Origin of the sequence: Micromonospora sp. DSM 45708 (assembly GCF_039566955.1) — a bacterium.
Lineage (GTDB): Bacteria > Actinomycetota > Actinomycetes > Mycobacteriales > Micromonosporaceae > Micromonospora.
Genome location: NZ_CP154796.1, coordinates 2858473 through 2878425, shown reverse-complemented (window position 1 = coordinate 2878425; position 19953 = coordinate 2858473). Strand labels below are relative to the sequence as shown.

Annotated in this window: 22 protein-coding genes; 10 read left to right on the top strand and 12 right to left on the bottom strand. The window is 75.4% G+C overall.

Features of this window, described 5'->3' with window-relative positions; translation table 11 throughout:
* The first annotated feature begins 4 nt into the window (after positions 1–4).
* From dinB to VKK44_RS12665, 5 genes are all read left to right on the top strand, one after another.
* Positions 5–1192 carry a DNA polymerase IV gene (dinB, locus tag VKK44_RS12685; protein WP_343447135.1) on the top strand — a complete coding sequence of 396 codons (1188 nt, stop codon included), beginning with the start codon at positions 5–7 and terminating at the stop codon, positions 1190–1192.
* A 101-nt stretch (positions 1193–1293) separates the two neighbouring features.
* Complete coding sequence (locus VKK44_RS12680) at positions 1294–2226, top strand: hypothetical protein (RefSeq protein ID WP_343447134.1); 933 nt, start codon at positions 1294–1296, stop codon at positions 2224–2226.
* Positions 2223–2675 (top strand): ABA4-like family protein, encoded by a 453-nt coding sequence (locus VKK44_RS12675; protein WP_343447133.1) that lies wholly within the window; start codon positions 2223–2225, stop codon positions 2673–2675. Before VKK44_RS12680 ends, VKK44_RS12675 begins: the two co-directional genes overlap by 4 nt.
* 9 nt (positions 2676–2684) lie before the next feature.
* A complete protein-coding gene (locus tag VKK44_RS12670) occupies positions 2685–3905 on the top strand; it encodes a sensor histidine kinase (protein ID WP_343447132.1) in 1221 nt (406 codons plus the stop codon).
* Entirely contained in the window at positions 3902–4528 is a 627-nt protein-coding gene (locus tag VKK44_RS12665; RefSeq protein WP_343447131.1) for a response regulator transcription factor, read from the top strand. The genes VKK44_RS12670 and VKK44_RS12665 overlap by 4 nt, the downstream gene beginning before the upstream one ends.
* A gap of 3 nt (positions 4529–4531) precedes the next feature.
* On the opposite strand, the gene VKK44_RS12660 is transcribed toward VKK44_RS12665, so the two are convergent.
* The 5 genes from VKK44_RS12660 to VKK44_RS12640 all read right to left on the bottom strand — a co-directional run bounded on the left by VKK44_RS12660 (position 4532) and on the right by VKK44_RS12640 (position 8364).
* Complete coding sequence (locus VKK44_RS12660; protein WP_343447130.1) at positions 4532–5245, bottom strand: RraA family protein; 714 nt, start codon at positions 5243–5245, stop codon at positions 4532–4534.
* A gap of 83 nt (positions 5246–5328) precedes the next feature.
* Complete coding sequence (locus VKK44_RS12655) at positions 5329–5955, bottom strand: maleylpyruvate isomerase family mycothiol-dependent enzyme (protein WP_343447129.1); 627 nt, start codon at positions 5953–5955, stop codon at positions 5329–5331.
* A 31-nt stretch (positions 5956–5986) separates the two neighbouring features.
* A complete protein-coding gene (locus VKK44_RS12650; RefSeq protein WP_343447128.1) occupies positions 5987–6739 on the bottom strand; it encodes a dienelactone hydrolase family protein in 753 nt (250 codons plus the stop codon).
* Between the two features lie 85 nt (positions 6740–6824).
* Entirely contained in the window at positions 6825–7754 is a 930-nt protein-coding gene (locus VKK44_RS12645) for a diacylglycerol/lipid kinase family protein (protein ID WP_343447127.1), read from the bottom strand.
* 10 nt (positions 7755–7764) lie between these two features.
* The gene (locus VKK44_RS12640; protein ID WP_343447126.1) at positions 7765–8364 is read right to left on the bottom strand and encodes a TetR/AcrR family transcriptional regulator; all 600 of its coding nucleotides are present in this window, start codon (positions 8362–8364) and stop codon (positions 7765–7767) included.
* Positions 8365–8436: 72 nt separating this feature from the next.
* Here VKK44_RS12640 and VKK44_RS12635 point away from each other — a divergent pair, with 72 nt between their 5' ends.
* Positions 8437–8982, top strand: coding sequence for a hypothetical protein (locus tag VKK44_RS12635; protein ID WP_343447125.1), 546 nt, complete (start codon positions 8437–8439; stop codon positions 8980–8982).
* 64 nt (positions 8983–9046) lie between these two features.
* On the opposite strand, the gene VKK44_RS12630 is transcribed toward VKK44_RS12635, so the two are convergent.
* Both VKK44_RS12630 and VKK44_RS12625 read right to left on the bottom strand, forming a co-directional pair.
* Positions 9047–9817 (bottom strand): SIR2 family NAD-dependent protein deacylase, encoded by a 771-nt coding sequence (locus tag VKK44_RS12630; RefSeq protein ID WP_343447124.1) that lies wholly within the window; start codon positions 9815–9817, stop codon positions 9047–9049.
* Positions 9814–10101 carry a DUF1905 domain-containing protein gene (locus VKK44_RS12625; protein ID WP_343447123.1) on the bottom strand — a complete coding sequence of 96 codons (288 nt, stop codon included), beginning with the start codon at positions 10099–10101 and terminating at the stop codon, positions 9814–9816. The genes VKK44_RS12630 and VKK44_RS12625 overlap by 4 nt, the downstream gene beginning before the upstream one ends.
* Positions 10102–10220: 119 nt before the next feature.
* On the opposite strand from VKK44_RS12625, the gene VKK44_RS12620 reads away from it, so the two are divergent.
* Positions 10221–11510 (top strand): sensor histidine kinase, encoded by a 1290-nt coding sequence (locus VKK44_RS12620; protein ID WP_343447122.1) that lies wholly within the window; start codon positions 10221–10223, stop codon positions 11508–11510.
* Positions 11498–12157 (top strand): response regulator transcription factor, encoded by a 660-nt coding sequence (locus VKK44_RS12615; RefSeq protein ID WP_343447121.1) that lies wholly within the window; start codon positions 11498–11500, stop codon positions 12155–12157. The genes VKK44_RS12620 and VKK44_RS12615 overlap by 13 nt, the downstream gene beginning before the upstream one ends.
* Positions 12158–12161: 4 nt before the next feature.
* On the opposite strand, the gene VKK44_RS12610 is transcribed toward VKK44_RS12615, so the two are convergent.
* Both VKK44_RS12610 and VKK44_RS12605 read right to left on the bottom strand, forming a co-directional pair.
* Positions 12162–13790 (bottom strand): ABC-F family ATP-binding cassette domain-containing protein, encoded by a 1629-nt coding sequence (locus VKK44_RS12610; protein WP_343447120.1) that lies wholly within the window; start codon positions 13788–13790, stop codon positions 12162–12164.
* Between the two features lie 220 nt (positions 13791–14010).
* Positions 14011–14316, bottom strand: coding sequence for a DUF1330 domain-containing protein (locus tag VKK44_RS12605; RefSeq protein WP_343447119.1), 306 nt, complete (start codon positions 14314–14316; stop codon positions 14011–14013).
* Between the two features lie 227 nt (positions 14317–14543).
* Here VKK44_RS12605 and VKK44_RS12600 point away from each other — a divergent pair, with 227 nt between their 5' ends.
* On the top strand, positions 14544–14876 hold the full coding sequence (locus VKK44_RS12600) for a putative quinol monooxygenase (protein WP_343447118.1): 333 nt from the start codon (positions 14544–14546) through the stop codon (positions 14874–14876).
* Between the two features lie 18 nt (positions 14877–14894).
* Here VKK44_RS12600 and VKK44_RS12595 read toward each other — a convergent pair whose 3' ends face one another.
* Positions 14895–15737 carry a S1 family peptidase gene (locus tag VKK44_RS12595; RefSeq protein WP_343447117.1) on the bottom strand — a complete coding sequence of 281 codons (843 nt, stop codon included), beginning with the start codon at positions 15735–15737 and terminating at the stop codon, positions 14895–14897.
* A gap of 414 nt (positions 15738–16151) precedes the next feature.
* On the opposite strand from VKK44_RS12595, the gene VKK44_RS12590 reads away from it, so the two are divergent.
* Complete coding sequence (locus tag VKK44_RS12590; RefSeq protein WP_343447116.1) at positions 16152–17594, top strand: endo-1,4-beta-xylanase; 1443 nt, start codon at positions 16152–16154, stop codon at positions 17592–17594.
* A gap of 51 nt (positions 17595–17645) precedes the next feature.
* On the opposite strand, the gene VKK44_RS12585 is transcribed toward VKK44_RS12590, so the two are convergent.
* Positions 17646–19220 carry a Na+/H+ antiporter gene (locus VKK44_RS12585; protein WP_343447115.1) on the bottom strand — a complete coding sequence of 525 codons (1575 nt, stop codon included), beginning with the start codon at positions 19218–19220 and terminating at the stop codon, positions 17646–17648.
* A 76-nt stretch (positions 19221–19296) separates the two neighbouring features.
* A complete protein-coding gene (locus tag VKK44_RS12580; protein WP_343447114.1) occupies positions 19297–19917 on the bottom strand; it encodes an L-threonylcarbamoyladenylate synthase in 621 nt (206 codons plus the stop codon).
* Positions 19918–19953: the final 36 nt, after the last annotated feature.

Below are 19953 nucleotides of genomic sequence, written 5' to 3'. Positions count from 1 at the left end.
TCGGGTGTCGGGCGAGGCCACCATCCTGCATGCCGACCTGGACGCGTTCTACGCCTCGGTCGAGCAACGCGACGACCCCCGGCTGCGCGGCCGGCCGGTGATCGTCGGCGGCGGCGTGGTGCTCGCGTGCAGCTACGAGGCGAAGGCGCGGGGCGTGCACAGCGCCATGGGCGGCCGGCAGGCGCGGCGGCTCTGCCCCGACGCGATCGTGGTGCCGCCCCGGATGGCCGCGTACACGACCGCCAGCCGCGCCGTGTTCGAGATCTTCCGGCAGACCACCCCGCTGGTCGAGGGCATCAGCATCGACGAGGCGTTCCTCGACGTCGGCGGGCTGCGGCGACTGGTCGGGCCACCCGCCGGCATCGCGGCCGAGCTGCGCGACCGGGTCCGCCGCCAGGTCGGCCTGCCGATCACGGTCGGCGTGGCCCGGACGAAGTTCCTGGCCAAGGTGGCCAGCGGGGTGGCCAAGCCGGACGGCCTGCTGGTCGTCGAGCCGGGGCGGGAGCTGGCCTTCCTGCACCCGTTGCCGGTCGAGCGGCTGTGGGGCGTCGGCCCGGTCACCGCCGCGAAGCTGCGCGAGCGCGGCCTCCGCACGGTCGGGCAGGTGGCCCGGCTCGACGAGCCGGCCCTGGTGTCGCTGCTCGGCGGCGGCGCCGGTCGCCACCTGCACGCCCTCGCCCACAACCGCGACCCGCGCGCGGTGCAGGTGGGCCGCCGCCGCTCCTCGATGGGCGCACAGCACGCGCTGAGCCGCGAGCCGCACTCCCCCGCCGAGCTGGACGCGGTCCTGGCCGGCCTGGTCGACCGCGTGACCGGGCGGATGCGCGACGCCCGGCGCACCGGCCGCACGGTGACGCTGCGGCTGCGCTTCGCCGACTACACCCGGGCCACCCGGTCGCACACGCTGGACAAGCCGACCGCGCAGACCGCCCCGCTGCGGGCCACCGCCCGGGCGCTGCTGCGCGCCGCGTTGCCGCAGATCGAGCAGCGCGGCATCACGCTGCTCGGCGTCTCGCTGGGCAATCTCGACACCGGGCACACCCAGCTCACCCTGCCGTTCCCCGCCGAGCCGGGGCCGGCGCTGGACGCCGCCGTCGACGCCGTCCGGGACCGCTTCGGCTCACGGGCGCTGACCCGTGGGGTGCTGCTCGGCCGTGACCCGGGCGTGGAGATGCCCCTACTGCCCGACTGACCGTCTCCTCCCCCGGGAGGAGACGCGGCTCGGACCGGTGGCCGCAACCGCGACCCCCGGTCGGGCGCGAGCACGGTCGCCGGCCGCGAGCATCTACAGGCATGACTACCGTGCGGAACCGGGCGGCCGGATGCTACCGCCCACTGATGCTCCTCGTGTCCGCGATGGCGGCGCTGACCGTCGTCGCCGCGATCGGCGTCGTCGTCGATCCCCGGGTGCTCACCGGCGCGCCCGTCTGGCTCAAGCCGCTGAAGTTCGCGGTCTCACTCGCGGTCTACGGCGGCACCCTGGCCTGGATGCTCTCCCTGCTGCCCCGACGCAGCCGGCTCGCCGAACGGGCGGTCACCGTGATCGTGGCCGCCGCGGTGCTGGAGACCGCCCTCATCGTCGTCCAGGTGGTGCGCGGCACCACCAGCCACTTCAACGTCAGCACGCCGCTCGACGCGGCGCTGTACAACGTCATGGGCACGGCGGTCATGGTGCTGTTCCTGGCCCAGGTCGTGCTCGCGGTCGTCCTGCTGCGCCGGCCCCTGCCGGACCGCGCCGGCGGGTACGCGATCCGGGCCGGGCTCGCGGTGTCGCTGCTCGGCATGCTTGTCGCGTTCCCGATGCTGACGCAGCAGCCGGACGGCACGCCCGCCGGCATCACCGGGGCACACAGCGTCGGCGTGCCGGACGGCGGCCCGGGGCTGCCGGTGGTCGGCTGGAGCACCACCGGCGGCGACCTGCGGGTCGGTCACTTCATCGGGCTGCACGCGTTGCAGGCGCTGCCGTTGCTGGCGATCCTGCTCGACCGGTTCCTCGGCACCCGCCTGGACGAGCTGGCCCGGGCCCGGCTGGTGCTCGTCGGCGGGTTCGCCTACGCCGGGGTGACGCTGCTGGCCACCGCACAGGCGTTACGCGGGCAGCCGCTGCTGCGGCCGGACGAACTCACCCTGATCGCGGCGGCGGTGCTGGTGGCCGCCACCGCGACGGCCACCCTCCTGGTCCTGGCCCGCCGGTCGGGCCACGCCACGGTGGTGCTGGCCGGATGACCGCCACGCTGTTCGGGCTGACGTTCGCCCTCGCCGCGCCGTTCTGGGCGCTGATGATCGTGGCCCCCCGCTGGTCGTGGACCGCGCGGATCGTCGACTCGCCGTTCATCGTGGCACCGGTCCTGCTGGTCTACGCGATCCTGGTGCTACCGGCGCTCGGCACGGTGCTGCCGGTGGTGGCCGTGCCCACGCTGGACGGCGTGCGGGACCTGCTCGGCACCGACGACGGGGCGGCGGCGGCCTGGGCCCACATGATCGGCTTCGATCTGTTCGTCGGGCGGTGGATCTGGCGCGACGGCCGGGAGCGGGGCATCCCGGCGCTGCTCACCGCGCCGGTGCTGGTGCTCACCATCCTGCTGGGCCCGCTCGGGCTGGCCGTCCACCTCGGACTGCGGGCCGGGTGGCGGCGGCGGACCGTGGTGGTGGCCCCGGCCGCGCCGGTTGCCTAGGCTGACGTCGTGGGCTGGGTGGGTCGGCTGCTCGACGCAAGTGACACGCTCGCGCGGCGACTGCTGCTGAATCTCGCCGGCGTCGGCTACCTGGTGGTCGGTGTGCACGGCCGGCCCGGGGCGACGGCGACGCAGTGGATCCTCGCGCTCGGCGCGTTCGCCCTGGCGCTGCTGTGTCATCGCCGGCCACTGCTGAACCTGCTGCTCCAGTCGGCCCTGCTGGCGGTCGCGTTCCCGCTTGTCGACGACGTGATGATCAACCAGGTCGGGGCGAGCTGGGCGCTGCTGGAGCTGACCATGCGGGCCACGCGGCCCCGCACGTTCTGGCAGGCCGCCGGGCTGCTGGCCGCCGTCGAACTGACCGACCTGATCGGCGACCCGCTCCGGCAGGCGCTCGCCGGCCTGCTCGGCCTCGCCGTCACCGTCGGGCTCCCGTTACTGCTCGGCCTGGTCGTGCGGACCACCCGGGAACTCGGCCGGCAGGCCGAGGAACGGGCCGTGGCGGAGCAGCGGCGGCGCGAGTCGGAGAGCCGGGCCGCGCGCGCCGACGAGCGGGCCGCGATCGCCCGGGAGCTGCACGACGTGATCGCCCACCACGTCGCGTCGATGGTGCTGCGGATCGGGGTGGCCCGGCACGTGCTGCCGGACCTCGACCCGCGGGTCGGCCCGGTCTTCGACGACGTGCACCGCACCGGCACGGCCGCGCTGACCGACCTGCGCCGGCTGGTCGCGGTGCTGCGCGACCCGGACGGCGTCCGCGGTGACGCGGCGCTGACCGCGATCGAGCCGGCGGCGCTGCCGGCGGCGCTCGGCGTGGCGGTGGACCGGGCCCGGCAGGCCGGGGTCACCGTGGAGGCCGACGTGGACCCGGCGATCGGCACAGTGGACGCGGTCCGCGGCCAGGCGGTGCTGCGGCTGACCCAGGAGGCGTTGACGAACGTCGCGAAACACGCGGGCACGACGGCCCGGGCCCGGCTGACCGTGTCGGTGGTCGACGGGGCGGTGCACTGGGCGGTCTCCGACGACGGGCGCGGCGCGGCGCCGGCCGTGGTGCCGGTCGGCGGCGGCCACGGCATCGTCGGGATGCGGGAACGGGTCGAGGTGCTCGGCGGGCGGCTGGAGGCCGGGCCGACCGGCGACGGTTGGCGGGTGCGGACGGTGCTGCCGCCGGGCGGCGTACCGGCCCGGCCCGACCGGGTGGCGCCGGAGTCGGCGCCGGAGCCGGCGTGATCCGCGTGCTGCTGGCCGACGACCAGCACCTGATCCGGGCCGGCCTGCGGATGCTCTGCGACGCCCAACCCGACCTCGAGGTCGTCGGCGAGGTCGACAACGGCCGCGACGCGATCGCCGCCGCCGCCCGGCTGCGGCCGGACGTGGTGGTCATGGACCTGCGGATGCCCGGCGTCGACGGGATCACCGCGACCAGCCGGATCCTCGCCGACCGGCCCGCCACCCGGATCATGGTGCTCACCACGTTCGGCGACGACGACCACCTCTATCCGGCGCTGACCGCCGGCGCCTGCGGCTTCCTGCTCAAGGACGCGCCCCCGGCCGACCTGCTCGACGGCCTCCGCCGGGCCGCCGCCGGGGACAGCCCGTTCAGCCCCGAGGTGCTGCGCCGGCTGGTGCAGCGGGCCGTGCGCGCCCGAGCCGGCACGCCCCGACGGGCGGCCGGGCTGACCGCCCGTGAGCAGGACGTGCTCGACCTGGTCGCGGAGGGGCTGGCCAACACCGAGATCGCGGAGCGGCTACACATCGGCGTGACCACGGTGAAAACCCACATCACCAGCCTGATGGCGAAGACCGACAGCCCCAACCGGGTCCGCCTGGCGCTGTGGGCGCGCGGCGGCTGAGCCTCACTCCTCGATCGCGCCGCCGACCGCCCGCAGGTGTGCCCGGAACGTCAGCGTCGGGTCCGCCGCGCGGGCGGTCAGGTAGTCGCCGAACCCGACCTGCGCCCGCAGCGACCGGCCGGCCCGGATCCGGTCGGCCTGCCGCCGCTCGGTGTCCCGGATGGACCCGGCCAGGTCGAACAGCTCCCCGGCCCGGTCGGCCGGCACGAAGAGCACGCCGTCGTCGTCGGCCAGGACCAGGTCACCGGCGCCGACCGTCCACGGCCCGACGCGCGCCGCGTCCAGCGCGCCGGCCGGTCGTGGGTCCAGCTCCAGCGGCCCGGTCGGAGTGGCACCGAGGCTGAACACGGGCAGCCCGACGGCGGTGAGGTCCGCGGTGTCCCGGTGCGCGCCCCACACGACGAGGCCGGCCAGGCCGGCGGCCCGCGCCTCCCACGCCACCAGGTCCCCGACACAGGCCCGGTCGGTGCGACCGTCGTCGTCGACCACCAGCACGTCCCCCGGGGCCGCGCGGTCGATGGCCTCCAGGAAGACGTCGACGCTGCCGGTGTGCCGGGCCGGCCGGACCCGTCCGGCCAGTCGCCGCCCGGCCAGCACCGGGCGTACGGCGGCCGGGGCGCAACGGACCGCGACGCCGGCCCGCAGGCAGGCGTCGGCGACGTGGGCGGTGGTCAGCGCGGCGAAGCGACCCGCCGGGGCGGTGTGGTCGGCGTCCATGGGCCGACGCTAGCCAGCCGGGGACGGGGTTGGCAGGTGCCAGTTGCGCGCCGGTGGCCTGTGGACGCGCCGTCGGCGGCCGGTCAGCGTGCGGCGAGCCGCGCCACGCCGTCCCCGGTGAGGTCGGCCAGCGCCACCCGGCGGCCGGTCAGCGCGAGCAGCAACGCGGCCCCGGTGCCCCGCACCACCGGCCCGTCCCCGGCCGACCAGCCCAGGTCGGTCGCCTCGACCCGCAGCCCGGCGACCCGACGACGGTCGACGAACCCGACCGCCCGGCCGCCGGTGAGGAAGTCCAGCGAGATCCGCAGCCGCTCCGGGTCCAGGTCGGCGGGGAGGCCGAGCGGACGGCGCATGTCCTGCCCGTGCACCTGAAGACCGGTGAGCTGGCCGGGCCAGCCGACCACCGGCAGGCGGAACCGGTGGTCGGCGTGCTCACGCAGCGCGGCGGCCAGCTCGGCGGGCGGTCGCCGGGCCACCTGCCGGGCCAGTCGCGCGTTCGCCAGGTGCGGCCGGAACCCGGCGCCCACCAGCAGCGGCAGCAGCCGCCACGGCGTGCCGACCAGCGGCGACGCCAGGTGACCGGCGACCTCCCGGACGGTCCACGCGCGGCACAGGCTGGGCGTGTCCAACTGGGCCGGGGTGAGCGAGTCGATCAGGTCGGCCGTGCGGCGCCGCTCGGCGGCGATCATCGGCAGCAGCTCGGTCTCCACCGCACCATTGTCGCCGCGCCGGCCCGGCGGGTCAGCCCGCGAACGTGCGGTCGAGCAGGTCGAACAGCGCCGCCCAGTGCCGCTCGGTGGCCTGCTCGTCGTACATCGGCGTGTCCGCCTGCGTGTAGCCGTGGCGGGCGCCCCGGTAGACCTCCGAGCGGTAGGTGACGCCGGCCGCGTCCAGCGCCTGCTCCAGCGTCGCGATCTGCTCGGCGGTCATCGACGCGTCCTGGTCGGCGTGACCGAAGTAGAGTTCGCCGGTCACCGCGCCGACGCCCCGGTGCGGGCTGTCGGGCGCGTCGCTGACCACGTGACCGGCGTGGAAGGCGGCCACCGCGGCGATCCGGTCCGGGTGGGCCTCGATGGCCCGCAGCGCGTTCGTGCCGCCCATGCAGTAGCCGGTGATCGCCGCCGGGCCGGGCGCGACATCCGGCTGGGCGGCGAGGAAGTCGAGGTAGGCGGCGGTGTCCCGGGCCACCACGTCCGGCGTCAGCGCGGCCATCAGCGGGCCGAGCCGCCCGAACAGCTCGAGGCGCCGGCTGTCGTCGGTCAGCGCGGACGTGTCGACCGGCGCGGCGGGGCCGGCGCGGTGGAACAGGTTGGGCACCAGCACCACGTATCCCCGGTCGGCGATGGTCGCGGCCATCTCGGCCAGCCGGGGCCGCAGCCCGAACGCGTCCATGAACAGCAGCACGCCCGGGAACGGCCCGCCGGAGTCCGGCCGGAGCAGGTAGGCGTCCGCCGTCCCGTCGGGGGTGGGCACGTCCACGATCGTCGGCTGCACGGTCGAACCTCCTCGCTGCGGTTTCCGCGTCGCACGCTACTCCCGGCGCCCCCGGCCGGCACGTCGAGCCCGGGGGCCGGACCGGTCAGCGGTCCGGGCTGTCGGCGGGCGCCATCAGCCGCAACGCGTTCGGGTCGAGGCCGATGCGCACCGGCGTCCGCCCGTACGGCTCGCCGTCGACCTCGATCCGGGCCGGCGGGTCGGTCTCCAGCCACAGTTGGCGCACGGCCAGGAACGGCTCGTCGCGCAGCGTGCGGCGGCGGCCGGCCGCCGCGTTGCGGGCCGTCTCGCGCAGCAGCCCGCGCCGGCTCGGCCCGCCGACCGGGTACGCGACCAGCAGCCGGTCGTCGGCGTTGGCGTCGGCGGTGATCGGCCGGCCGGCGTGGAAGCCGCCGTTGGCCACGTACACCTGGTGGGTGCGGAACGCGTGATCCCGGCCCTCGGCGCGCACCGTCACGCGCAGCGGGTGGTGCCGGGTCAGCAGCCCCAGCGCGGTCAGCGGATACGCGAGCCGGCCCACGGCGCGCTTCAGCCGGGGCGGCGCGGCCAGCATGATGTCGGCCGACAGCCCGATCCCGACGTGGTTGGTGAACCGGGTGTCGCCGATCAGGCCGAGGTCGACGTCGATGACCTTGCCGCCGGTGAGCACGGCGATCGCCGCGTCGAGGTCGAGCGGGACGCCGACGGTGCGGGCGAAGTTGTTGGTGGTGCCCAACGGCAGCAGGCCCAGGGCGACGTCCCGGTGGGCGAGCAGCCGGGCCGCCGCGCCGACCGTACCGTCGCCGCCGCCGGTGACCAGCAGGTCCGGGCCGAGGTCGGCGGCCTCGGCGAGCACCCGGTCCAGCTCGCCGGGCCGGTCCACCGGGTACGCGCCGAGCAGCGTGAACCCGGCCGCGCGCAGCCGCGCGTGGACGGTGTCGTAGAGCCGGCGGCCCCGGCGGGAGTGGGCGTTGACCACCAGCGCCGCCCGCCGTCGTTCCCGGATCGCCGTCGACAGCTCCTGTTTGGTCCGCACGGGTGCGACCCTATCCGCCGGCGCGGGCGGGCGGCCCCTCGGCGAGCTGGTCGAGGTGCGCGGCGAGCAGGTCGCGGATCCGGGCCGGTGGCATCCGGTCGGGATGCAGCAACGCGTGCAGCGTGAGGCCGTCGAGCAGGGCGTGCAGCCGGGCGACGGTGGCCGCGTCGGCCGGCTGCTCGCCGGTGAGCAGCGCGACGGCGAGCTCGGCGGCCCGGCGTACGCCGTCGTCGGCCTCGGTCATCCGCTCCCGGGCGGCGGGGTCGACAGGCACCCGGGCGGCGAGCAGCAGCCACACCTCGGCCTCCCGAGCCCGTTGCCGGTCCAGCGGAAGCAGCTCCTCGAGCATCCGTTGGACGACCTGCCGGGTGGTGCCGGTGCGGTCCCCGGCGGTGAACCGCTCGGTTGCCTCGGCCATCACGTGTTCCATGGCGAAGACCAGCAGCTCGGTCTGGGTCGCGAAGTAGTGCCGCAGCGCGCTGGGCGACCAGCCGGCCTCGGCGGCGATGCTGCGCACCGTGGCGGCGCCGACGCCGTCGCGGTAGACGACCCGCCACATCGCCGCGGCCAGCTCGGCGCGACGGGCCTCATGGTCGACGATCTTGGGCACGGCCCCTCCGGCGGCGGTGGACGGCTGTTGCTACGGTTGTTGTCGCACAGCGTACTAAAACGTGGAGGCCGCGTGCTCATCGGAGTGATCATCGCCTGCGAGGTGGCGTTCTGGCTGTTCCTGGCCGCCGGACTGACCGCCCGCTACCCGTTGCGGCGGCCCCGCCTGGGCGCCGCGCTGCTGCTCGCGGTGCCCGCCGTCGACCTCGTGCTGCTGGCCGCCACGATGATCGACCTGCGCGGCGGGGGCACCGCCACGTTCGCGCACGGCCTCGCCGCCGCGTACCTGGGCTTCTCCGTCGCCTTCGGGCACAGCATGGTGCGCTGGGCCGACGAGCGCTTCGCCCACCGGTTCGCCGGCGGGCCGCCGCCGCGCCGGGCCCCCCGCCACGGCTGGGCCCGGGCCCGGCACGAATGGCGGGAGTGGGGCAGGGGCATGCTCGGCTGGGCGGTCGCCTGCGCGGTGCTGCTCGGCGGCGTCGCGCTGGTCGGCGACGCCGAGCGGACCGGGGAGCTGTGGGCCTGGGCCGGCCGGCTCACCCTGGCCATGGCGGCCTGGCTGGTGTTCTGGCCGGTCGCCTACACGGTGTTCCCCAAGCGGGCGCCCCGCGACGTCTGACGCTTGTCGAACAGTCGGTGAACCGATCGACGCACGACGTTTACCGTCGGGCGGTCCACATCGCTCAGCCGGCGGGCGCGTCGGGCCAGGCGGCCCGGACCAGCGCCGGCAGCACCTCGCCGGCCGGTCCGCGCAGGTTGACCGCGCAGACCGCGTCCAGTGGCGTCGGCACCGGGTTGACCTGCACCACCGGCGCGCCGAGGCGGGCCGCCACCAGCGGGATCTCCGCGGCCGGATGGACAAGTGCCGAGGTGCCGACGGTGAGCAGCAGGTCGCAGCGGGACGCCGCCTCGACCGCCGCCGCCAACGCCGCCTCCGGCAGCGCCTCACCGAACCACACCACGCCGGGCCGGACCGGTGCGGCGCAGTGGGCGCAGGCCGGCGGGTCGAGCGGCCCGGCCGGCTCCCCCGCGTCGTCGGGCAGCGGCGCCGGACGGGCGCACGCCGAGCAGCGGGGCGCGAACAGGCTGCCGTGCAGGCGGACGGGGGCGACGGCGCCGCCCCGCTCGTGCAGGTCGTCGACGTTCTGCGTGACCACCACGGTGTCCGGCAGCCGGGCCTGGATCGCGGCCACCGCCCGGTGCCCCGGGTTCGGCGCGGCGCGGCGCACCCCGTGCCGCCGGCCCTCGTACCAGCCCCAGACCAGGGCCGGGTCGGCGTGGAACGCCGCCGGGGTGGCCAGCTCCGCCGGGTCGTAGCGCTGCCAGAGGCCGACCTGCGCGTCCCGGAACGTGGGCACGCCGCTCTCGGCCGACACGCCGGCGCCGGTGAACACCACCGGCCGGGTCGCGGCGGCGAGCAGCCGGCCCGCCGCGGCGAGGTCGCCGGCGTTCACCCGTCCACCGTCAACCGGACGCCCACCCGGTCGCCCAGCTCGATCCGCTCCGCCCGGCGCACCGCCACCTTGAGCGGCAGCACGTAGCGCCCGTCCTTGGGCCACAGCGACGTCCGCCAGCCGGTGCCGCCGATCCGGACGCCCACCGGGACCATGCCCCAGCCGTAGCTGACCGAGGCCGCGGCGGTCGCCAGCGCCGCGCACTGCTCGTCGGGCACGGTGACGAAGTGGTAGGGCGCCGGACCGCGCCAGAACCACACCTCGCCGCTGAACGCCAGCTCCATCCGCTCATGATAGGGACGGGGTACGACGCGCCCGGCCCGGCGGGGTGGGGCCAGCCCCACCCGGCATCCGGGGTCTGGACGGCTGGGCCGGCCGGCCGCCGCCTGGCTAGCGTCAGCCCATGACCATGGACCAACCGTCGTACCTGGCCGGGGCGTTGCGCCAGCGCCGTTACCTACGCTCCGCCTGGCCGTGGCGTGCCCTGGCGTACGCCGTGACCACCCTGCCGGTCGCCGGCGTGCTGGCGGTGGCGGCGGGCGTGCTCGCCGCGCCGCTGCTGCTGGTGGTGAGCGCGCTGCGGCAGGGCCGGCCGGTCGACGTCCCGGTCTTGGTCGTGCTCACCGTGGTGTCGCTGGCCGGGCTCGCCGTGGCCCCGCTGGTCGGCGCGCCGGTGGCGGCGGTCGAGCGGTGGCGGCTCGGCCTGGTCGACGGCCGTCCGGTACGCGCGCCGGGGCGGCGTGGCCCGGCCGCCCGCTGGACCGGCGCCGCCGCCTGGCGGGAGGTCGCGTACGTCGGCTGGCTGGGCACCGTGGTGCCGCTGGCGTACGGGACGTTCACGCTGCTGGTGCTGCTCGACGCGGCGCTCGTCGCCGGCCCGTGGCTGGCCGGCGGCGAGGACCGGATCGTGCTGGTCTGGGCCACCGTCGACTCCCCGGCCGGGGCGGTCCCGTACGCGGTCGCCGGCGTGCTCGCCGTGCCGGCGCTGGTCTACCTGGCCGGCCTGCTGGTCGCGGGCCAGGCGGCGGTGGCCCGGTGGCTGCTGGACGACGCGCCCGACGCCACGACGCTGCGCGAGGTGACCCGGTCCCGGGCCCGCCTGATGGGCGCGTACGAGGCGGAGCGTCGCCGCATCGAGCGGGACGTGCACGACGGGGCGCAGCCGCGGCTGACCAGCCTCACGCTCCAGCTCGGGCTGGCCCGCCTCGACGTGCCGGACGACTCGCCGGCGGCGCGACCGCTGGCCCTGGCGCACGAGCAGGCCAAGGAGCTGATGGTGACGCTGCGCGGCATCGTGCGGGGCCTGCGCCCGCCGCAGCTCACCGAGCTGGGGCTGGCCGGCGCGGTCGACGACCTGGCCGCCCGCTCGGTGGTCCCGGTCACCGTCCACGCGGAGCTGCCCCGCCCGGTGCCGGAGCTGGTCGAGACCACCGCCTGGTACATGGTGTCCGAGACGCTGGGCAACGTGGCCCGGCACGCCCGCGCGACGCGCGCCGCGGTGCGGTTGACCCGGACCGACCATCGGCTGGTGGTGGAGGTCGAGGACGACGGCCGGGGTGGCGCCGACCCGGCGCGGGGCACCGGCCTGACCGGGCTCGCCGACCGGGTGGCCGCGGTCGACGGCAGGTTGCTGCTGGCCAGCCCGCCCGGCGGGCCTACCCTCGTGCGGGTGGAGCTGCCGTGCCGTCCGTGATCCGGGTCGTCCTCGCCGAGGACGAGGTCCTGCTCCGGGAGGGCCTGGTCGGCCTGCTGACCCGGTTCGGTTTCGCGGTGGCCGCCGCGGTCGGTTCCGCCCCGGCGCTGATGGCCGCCGTCCGCGCGCACCGGCCCGAGCTGCTGGTGACCGACATCCGGATGCCGCCGGAGCACCGCGACGACGGCCTGCGCGCGGCGGTCACGCTGCGCGCGGAGCGGCCGGATCTGGCGGTGGTGGTGCTGAGCCAGCACGTGCAGAGCGGGTACGCGGCGGCGCTGCTGGACAGCGGCGACGGCCGGCGGGTCGGCTACCTGCTCAAGGACCGGGTAGCCGACGTCGCCGAGTTCGCCGACACGCTGCGCCGGGTGGCCGCCGGCGGCACCGCTGTCGACCCGGACGTGGTACGGCACCTGCTGCGCCGCCCCCGCGACCCGCTCGATGCGCTCTCCCGGCGCGAGCGGGAGGTGCTGGGCCTGGTCGCGGAGGGGCACTCCAACGGCGCGATCGCCGCCCGGCTGCACGTCACCGAGGCGGCGGTCGGCAAGCACGTCGGCAACATCCTCGCCAAGCTCGACCTGCCGCCGGACCAGGACACCCACCGCCGGGTGCTGGCCGTGCTCGCCTACCTGCGCGCCGGCGGCTGACGGGCTACTCCTCCGGGGCGTCGGTCCCGGCCAGCGTGCCGTCGGCCAGCCGCAGCCACCGGTCCACACCGAGGGCGGCCAGGAACCGCGGGTCGTGGCTGACCACCAGCAGCGCTCCCCGGTAGCCGCCCAGCGCGCTCTCCAACTGGGCGACGCTGTCCAGGTCGAGGTTGTTGGTGGGCTCGTCGAGCAGCAGCAACTGCGGCGCCGGCGAGGCGTTCAGCACGCAGGCCAGGGTGGCGCGCAGCAGCTCGCCGCCGGAAAGCGCCCGCACCGGCAGGTGCACCCGGTCACCGCGGAACAGGAACCGGGCCAGCAGGTTCATCCGCTCGGCGTCGGCGAGCCCGGGCGCGAAGGCGGCCAGGTTCTCCGCGACCGTCCGCGCCGGGTCGAGCAGGTCCAGCCGCTGCGACAGGTACGCCACCCGCCCCTCGATCCGGGTGGCGGTGCCGGCGGTGGGCGTCTGGTCGCCGCTGACCAGACGCAGCAGCGTGGACTTGCCGGCGCCGTTCGGGCCGGTGAGCGCGATCCGTTCCGGCCCCCGGACGGTCAGGTCGACGCCGTCGAACACCGGGCGGCCGGCGTACTCGGCGCGCAGCCGCTCGCCGTGGAACACGGTCCGGCCGGCGGGCACGGCGGTGTCGGGCAGGTCGATCACGATCCGGTCGTCCTGGCGGGCGGCACGGCTGGCCTGGTCCAGCCGGTGCTGCGCGTCGCCGACGCGGGCGGCGTGCGTCTCGGCGGCCCGGCCGGCGGAGACCTGGGCGTCCCGCTTCAGGCCACCGGCGACGATCCGGGCCAGGCCGGCGTCGGGCAGGTTGCGGGCGGCCGTGGAGGCCCGGCGGGCGGCGCGTTCCCGGGCCTGCTGGAGCTCGCGCTTCTGCCGCTTGAGATCCTGCTCGGCGCTGCGGACCTGCCGCTGGGCGACCTCGCGCTCGGCGCGCACGGCCTGCTCGTACGCGGTGTGGTCGCCGCCGTACCAGCGGAGTTCGTCGGGGGCCAGCGCGGCGATGCGGTCCATCTCGTCCAGCAGCGCCCGGTCGTGGCTGGCCACCAGCAGGCAGCCGGTCCAGCCGCGCAACACCGCCGTCAACCGCTCGCGGGCCGCCTCGTCGAGGTTGTTCGTCGGCTCGTCGAGCAGCAGCACGTCCGGGCGCCGCAACAGTTGCGCGGCCAGACCCAGGGAGATCACCTGACCGCCGCTGAGCGTGCCCAGCCGGCGGTCCAGGGCCAGGTCGCCGAGGCCGAGGCGGTCCAGCTCGGCGCGGGTGCGCTCCTCGACGTCCCAGTCGTCGCCGACGGCGGCGAAGTGTTCCTCGCGGGCGTCACCGGCCTCGATGGCGTGCAACGCGGCGACGGCCCGGTCGACGCCGAGGACCTGCGCGACGGTCTGGTCGACGGCGAACGGCAGGCTCTGGGGCAGGTAGCCGAGCACGCCCCGGACGGTGACCGCGCCGGACGTCGGGCGCAGCTCGCCGGCGATGAGCCGCAGCAGCGTGGTCTTGCCGCTGCCGTTGGGCGCTACCAGGCCGGTACGGCCACCGGGCACGGTGAAGGTCAGGTCGGTGAGGACCGGTGTGTCGTCCGGCCAGGAGAAGGAGAGCGCGGAGCTGACGACGTAGGCGTCGGACATGATCAACCTCAGGAGGGAGAGCCGCGGGCGCGGTGCGCCGGCGTGGACAGGGGACGACGAAGAGGGCCGCGGCGACGGCGCGGGATGCGCGCGTCGGCGGCCGTCCGGGGGGACTCACCCGGAGATGTCGTCGTCACCTGCCATGATCACTCCGATCCTCGACTGACCGGTAAACCCTATCTCACCCGACGGGCGGCTCGGGGCCCACCGGCGACGTCGGTCAGGCCGGCCAGGCGTGGCCGATCCCGTCCAGCAGCAGGACCACCCCCTCGGTGGCCGCCTCCCGGTCCCGGGAGATCGCCCGGTACTCCGGCGAGGTGGACCAGCGCTCGAAGTCCTCCCGGCTGTCGAAGGACATGAGCACCACCTTGTCGTGCGGCCAGTCGCCCTCGACCACCCGGGGAGCGGTGTCGGCGGCGAGCAGCCGGCCGCCGTGCCGGGCCAGCACCGGGAGGAAGGCGGCGACGTAGCGGTCGTAGCGGGACCGGTCGTGGACGGTGAGCTGCGCGAGGGCGTAGACGGTCACCGGGTCAGGCTACCGATCGGTAGGCGGGCCCGGCGTCCTCCGTCGGCCACCGGTCCGCGCCGACCAACGCCCTCCGGCGTGGCGGCGGCGCCCGGTCAGGAGGTGATCCGGCGACCGCTCGGCCGCAGCGGGCCCGTCGGGTGCTGCTGAGCGCCACCGTGAAGTACCGACGGGCGGGCGAGCTGGTGACCGGGGACCGGCGCGCCCAGCCTGGGTAGCCTGGACCCATGATCTTCATCACCGCCAAGTTCCGGGTCCGGGCGTCCGACGCCGACCGCTGGCCGCGGATCGTGGCCGACTTCACCGAGGCGACCCGGGCCGAGCCGGGCTGCCTGTGGTTCGACTGGTCCCGCAGCCTGGACGACCCCACCGAGTACGTCCTGGTCGAGGCGTTCCGCGACGACGAGGCCGGCGCCACGCACGTGCAGTCGGCGCACTTCCGCGAGGCCCGGCGCACGCTGCCGCCGCACCTGGTGGAGACGCCGCGGATCGTCAACGCGACGGTGCCGCAGCAGGACTGGTCGCCCCTCGGCGAGATGGCCGTGCCCGGCGACGGATGAGCCGGGCGCCCGCCCGGGTCAGGGAATGCTGAGGCCGTACGCCGCGAGGATCTCCAGGATCGGCTGGTAGTAGCTGGTGCCGCCGCTGGTGCAGTTGCCGCTGCCACCGGAGAGGATCCCGAGGACCGTGCCGGTCGCGGCCACGTAGAGCGGGCCGCCGCTGTCCCCCGGCTCGGCGCAGATGTTCGTGCGGATCAGCCCGGCGACGCTGCCCTCGGCGTAGTTGACGGTCTGGTTCAGCCCGGTGACCACGCCGCACCGTACGCCGGTGGTGGAGCCGCTACGGCACACCGCCTGCCCGACGTACGCGTTGCCGGCGGCCGTGATGGTCACCTGTCCCGGATAGGTGTAGACGGCACTGGGGTGGGCGACCGTGCCGGTGTAGCGGACCACCCCGTAGTCGTTGTTGGGGAAGCTGCTGCCGGTCCGGCTGCCCAGCACCGTGGTGCTGGCGCTGTCGGCGTACCAGGTGGCGCCGAGCGTGGTGCAGTGCCCGGCGGTGACGAAGTACCAGGTGCTGCCGCTGCGGACGTTCGCGCCGAGCGAGCAGCGCCCGCCGCCGCCGTAGATCGCCTGTCCGCCGGCGATGAGCGGGCGCAGCCGGCCGGGCTCGTGCCGCAGCACCGCGCCGGATCGGGCGGCGGTCCGGCGCAGCTCGGCCAGTTCGGCCCCGCGTACCGTGTCGTCGACGGTGAGGGTCAGGCGGCCGGTGGCCGGGTCGTGGCCCCAGGCGGTGCCGGCGGTGCGCACCTCGGCGAGCGCCGCCGGCGCGGCCGGCGTCGCCGCGGCGGCGGGGGCGGCGGCCGGGACGGCAGCCAGCAGGGCGGTGAGGACGAGGACGACGAGCGACGGTCGGCGCATCCGGAGGATCCCTCCATCGTTGACAGTCGATTTCGTTCAGCATCGACCCCGGGCCGCCCGCGTTCAAGCACCGCGCGCGGTCCGGTGCGTGACAGCGGCGCGAACCGGACCATGCCGGCGCGCGCCCGACGCCGAAACTTCCGGAGCCGGCGCGTCGGTCGGGCCAGCAGCCCCGGCCCGCACGTTCATGCCGTCGGCCGCCTCTACGGGCCGGCGGATTCGGGCATCGACGGCGTTAAGTTTTCGGAATGGTTCCGGTAGGCTCCTGGCAGAGATTCGCATCGATCAACCCACGGTGGCGGGGAGTCACTCCCCACCCCGCGCGGCCTCCGGGCGGTCGCGCACGAGCCGACACCGTGACGGGCGGTGGTCGAGGCGGACTTCCCATTCGCCCATGCTAGGAGAGGCTTTCAGATGGACAAGGTGCTCGCCCGCGGCAGCGGGAGCGCGGCAGCCCGGTCGCGTCCGCGTGCCGCGGTGGTGTCGATCGTCGCCGGGGCCGCGGCCGTCGCCGCGACGATCGCGGTGGCGACCAGCGCCAGCGCCGGCACGACGCTCGGCGCGTCGGCGGCGGAACAGGGCCGCTACTTCGGCACCGCGGTGGCGGCGAACAAGCTGTCGGACAGCACGTACGTCGGCATCCTGAACCGCGAGTTCAACATGGTCACGCCCGAGAACGAGATGAAGTGGGACGCCACCGAGCCGTCCCAGAACCAGTTCAACTACACCAGCGCCGACCGGATCGTCGCCCACGCCCAGGCCAACGGCATGCGGGTACGCGGGCACGCGCTGGCCTGGCACTCACAGCAGCCGGGCTGGGCGCAGAACCTGTCCGGCACCGCGCTGCGCAACGCCATGGTCAACCACATCACCCAGGTCGCCACGCACTACAAGGGCAAGATCTACGCCTGGGACGTGGTCAACGAGGCGTTCGACGACAGCAACGGCGGCCGGCGCGACTCCAACCTCCAGCGCACCGGCAACGACTGGATCGAGGTGGCGTTCCGCACCGCCCGCGCCGCCGACCCGGGCGCCAAGCTCTGCTACAACGACTACAACACCGACAACTGGACCTGGGCCAAGACGCAGGGCGTCTACAACATGGTCAAGGACTTCAAGGCCCGGGGCGTGCCGATCGACTGCGTCGGCTTCCAGTCGCACTTCAACAACGGTTCGCCCTACCCGGGCAACTACCGCACCACGTTGCAGAACTTCGCCGACCTCGGCGTCGACGTGCAGATCACCGAGCTGGACATCGAGGGCTCCGGCAGCACCCAGGCCACCACGTACGGCAACGTGGTGAAGGACTGCCTGGCGGTGGCGCGGTGCACCGGCATCACCGTGTGGGGCATCCGCGACAGCGACTCGTGGCGGGCCAGCGGCACGCCGCTGCTCTTCGACGGCAGCGGCAACAAGAAGGCGGCGTACACGTCGACGCTCAACGCGCTGAACGCCGGTGGCACCACGCCGCCGACCAGCGCGCCGCCGACCACGACGCCGCCGACGACCACGCCCCCCACCACCGCGCCGCCCACGACGACTCCGCCGTCGACGCCCCCGCCGGCCGGCGCCTGCACCGCGACGCTGACCACCAACCAGTGGCAGGGCGGATTCGTCACCACCGTGCGGGTCACCGCCGGCGGCAGCCCGCTCAACGGATGGTCGGTGTCGGTGACGCTGCCCTCCGGCTCGTCGGTCACCAACGCGTGGAGCGCGCAGGCCAGCGGCTCCAGCGGCCTGGTGACGTTCCGCAACGTCGACTACAACCGCCAGGTCGGCGCCGGCGGCAGCACCGAGTTCGGGTTCCAGGGGACGGGCACCGCCCCCGCCGGCAACGCGAGCTGCACGGCCGGCTGATCGTCCGGTGACCCGGCGCGGCACCCCGCCGCGCCGGGTCACCGCCGGGGTTCAGTCCTCCAGCTCGGGGCCGAGCAGCCGCAGTTCCTCGATGTCGGTGGCTGCCTGGAGTTCCCGCAGCACCGCCTCGTCGATCTGGTTGGTGTTGCGCAGCCGGGTCACCTCCTGACGCTTGCGGTTCAACATCTCGAGCTGGAGCCGGCGGGCCACCTCCCGCTCCCGGTCCGCCTCCTCGCTGCGCGGGCTCCGGACGTCCGCCAGGTGGTCCTGGTAGCCGGCGCGGAGCCGGTCCACCAGGTCCGGGGTGGCGCCCAGCTCGGCGGCGACCCGGGGCAGCGCCTCCAGCACCGCCTCGGTGGCCCGGATCCGGGCCACCCGCACCTCGTCGTCGCGCTCCCGGTCCCCGGTCAGGCCGGCCCAGCCGACGACGGCGGGCAGCGTGGTGCCCTGCACCACCATGATCAGCACGATCACCATCACGGTGACGAAAATGATCAGATCGCGTTCGTGTACCGGCGCGCCCTCGTGCGTGGCCGTCGGCACGGCCAACGCCGCGGCGAGCGACACCGCGCCCCGGAACCCGGCCCAGCCCGCGGCGGTACGCATCCGGGCGTCGAAGTGCCGCGACCGCTGTGACTCCCGCCGGTCGACGCGTTGCAGCGCCGAGACCGACAGGTGCACCCAGGCCAGCCGGGTGACCACGACGACGAGCGCCACCAGCACCGCGATGCCGAGCGACGCCAGCGGCGAGTGGCTGGTGATGCTCCGCAGCGAGCGCGGCACCTGCATGCCGAGCAGCACGAACAGACTGCCGTTGACCATGAAGGTGGAGAGGTCCCAGAACGCGTACGCGGTGACCCGGGACCGGGCCCGGATCACCCGGGGGCCCGCCCACGACAGCAGCAGGCCGGAGACGACCACCGCGAGCACGCCGCTGGCGTGCACCGCGTCGGCGAGCAGGAACGCGACGAACGGGGTCATGATGCTCAGCCCGCCCTCGCGCATCGCGTCGTCGACGTGTTTGCGGATCAGCACGACCAGCCCGCCGACGAGCAGCCCGGCGGCCACCCCACCGAGCGACTTGCCGACGAACTGCCCGGTGAGCGAGAACGCGCCGGGTACCTTCCCGCCCGCGATCACGCCGACCGCCACCGCGAAGAGCACCAGCGCCGTACCGTCGTTGACCAGGCTCTCCGCGCGCAGGGTGGTGAGGATGCCCCGCGGCATCCGCTTGGCCAGGCCGGCGACGGCGGCGGCGTCGGTGGGCGCCAGGACCGCGCCGAGCACCCAGGCCGCGGCCGGTTCCACCCCGAGGGCCTGGGTGACGTACGCGACCGCGACCATCGTGATGATCACCAGGGCGACGGCCAGCAGCACGATCACCGCGAGGTTCGCCCGGATCTCCCGCAGGCTGATCACCAGGCTCTCCCGGTAGAGGATCGCCGGGAGGAACAGCACCAGCACCACCTCGGGTTCGAGGACCACGTTCTTGAACGGCGGCAGCAGGCCGAGCAACGCGCCCATGGCGATCAGCAGCACCGGCGGCGCGACGCTGTAGCGGCCCCCGAGGGTGGTGCCGACGAGCACGGTGGCGCCGAGCACCCCGATCAGCACGAGTGCGTCCACGCCGTACCCCCGTCACCGTCCGCCGCCATCACCGTGCCGCACGTCGCGGGCCGGGTGGGGCGGAACGGGCCGATCCCTACTCGAAGCGGGCGGGGTCGCCGGCGCCCCGGCGCAGGATCTCCGGCTCCGGGCCGGACAGGTCGACCACGGTGGTGGGTTCGAGGCCGCAGTCCCCGGCGTCGACCACGGCGTCGACCAGGTGGTCGAGCCGTTCCTTGATCTCCCAGCCCTGGGTCATCGGCTCCGCCTCACCGGGGAGCAGCAGGGTGCTGGAGAGCAGCGGCTCGCCCAGCTCGGCGAGGAGCGCCTGGGTGACGACGTGCTTCGGCACGCGGGCGCCGACCACCCGCCGGCGCGGGTCCTGCAACCGGCGCGGCACCTCGGAGGTGGCCGGCAGCAGGAACGTGTAGCTGCCCGGGATCACGGACTTGACCTGCCGGAAGACCGAGTTGCTCAGCTTGACGAACTGGCCGAGCTGGGCGAAGTCGGCGCACACCAGCGTGAACGGGTGCCGCTCGTCGAGCCGCCGGATCTCCCGGATCCGTTCCACGCCGGCCCGGTTGCCGAGCCGGCAGCCGAGCGCGTAGCAGGAGTCGGTCGGGTAGACGATCACGCCGTCGGACCGGAGCAGATCCACCACCTGCCGGATCACCCGGGGCTGGGGATTGTCCGGATGCAGGTCGTAGTACCTCGCCACGCCGGCCAGCCTATGCCCCTTCCCGATCATCCGCAG

Excerpts from the sequence above, each read along its gene's own strand:
- VKK44_RS12680 (WP_343447134.1), top strand. The coding sequence starts at position 1,294 with ATGACTACCGTGCGGAACCGGGCGGCCGGATGCTACCGCCCACTGATG.
- VKK44_RS12675 (WP_343447133.1), top strand. The coding sequence starts at position 2,223 with ATGACCGCCACGCTGTTCGGGCTGACGTTCGCCCTCGCCGCGCCGTTC.
- VKK44_RS12660 (WP_343447130.1), bottom strand. The coding sequence starts at position 5,245 with ATGGACGCCGACCACACCGCCCCGGCGGGTCGCTTCGCCGCGCTGACC.
- VKK44_RS12625 (WP_343447123.1), bottom strand. The coding sequence starts at position 10,101 with ATGGAGCTGGCGTTCAGCGGCGAGGTGTGGTTCTGGCGCGGTCCGGCG.
- VKK44_RS12620 (WP_343447122.1), top strand. The coding sequence starts at position 10,221 with ATGACCATGGACCAACCGTCGTACCTGGCCGGGGCGTTGCGCCAGCGC.
- VKK44_RS12610 (WP_343447120.1), bottom strand. The coding sequence starts at position 13,790 with ATGTCCGACGCCTACGTCGTCAGCTCCGCGCTCTCCTTCTCCTGGCCG.
- VKK44_RS12600 (WP_343447118.1), top strand. The coding sequence starts at position 14,544 with ATGATCTTCATCACCGCCAAGTTCCGGGTCCGGGCGTCCGACGCCGAC.
- VKK44_RS12595 (WP_343447117.1), bottom strand. The coding sequence starts at position 15,737 with ATGCGCCGACCGTCGCTCGTCGTCCTCGTCCTCACCGCCCTGCTGGCT.
- VKK44_RS12590 (WP_343447116.1), top strand. The coding sequence starts at position 16,152 with ATGGACAAGGTGCTCGCCCGCGGCAGCGGGAGCGCGGCAGCCCGGTCG.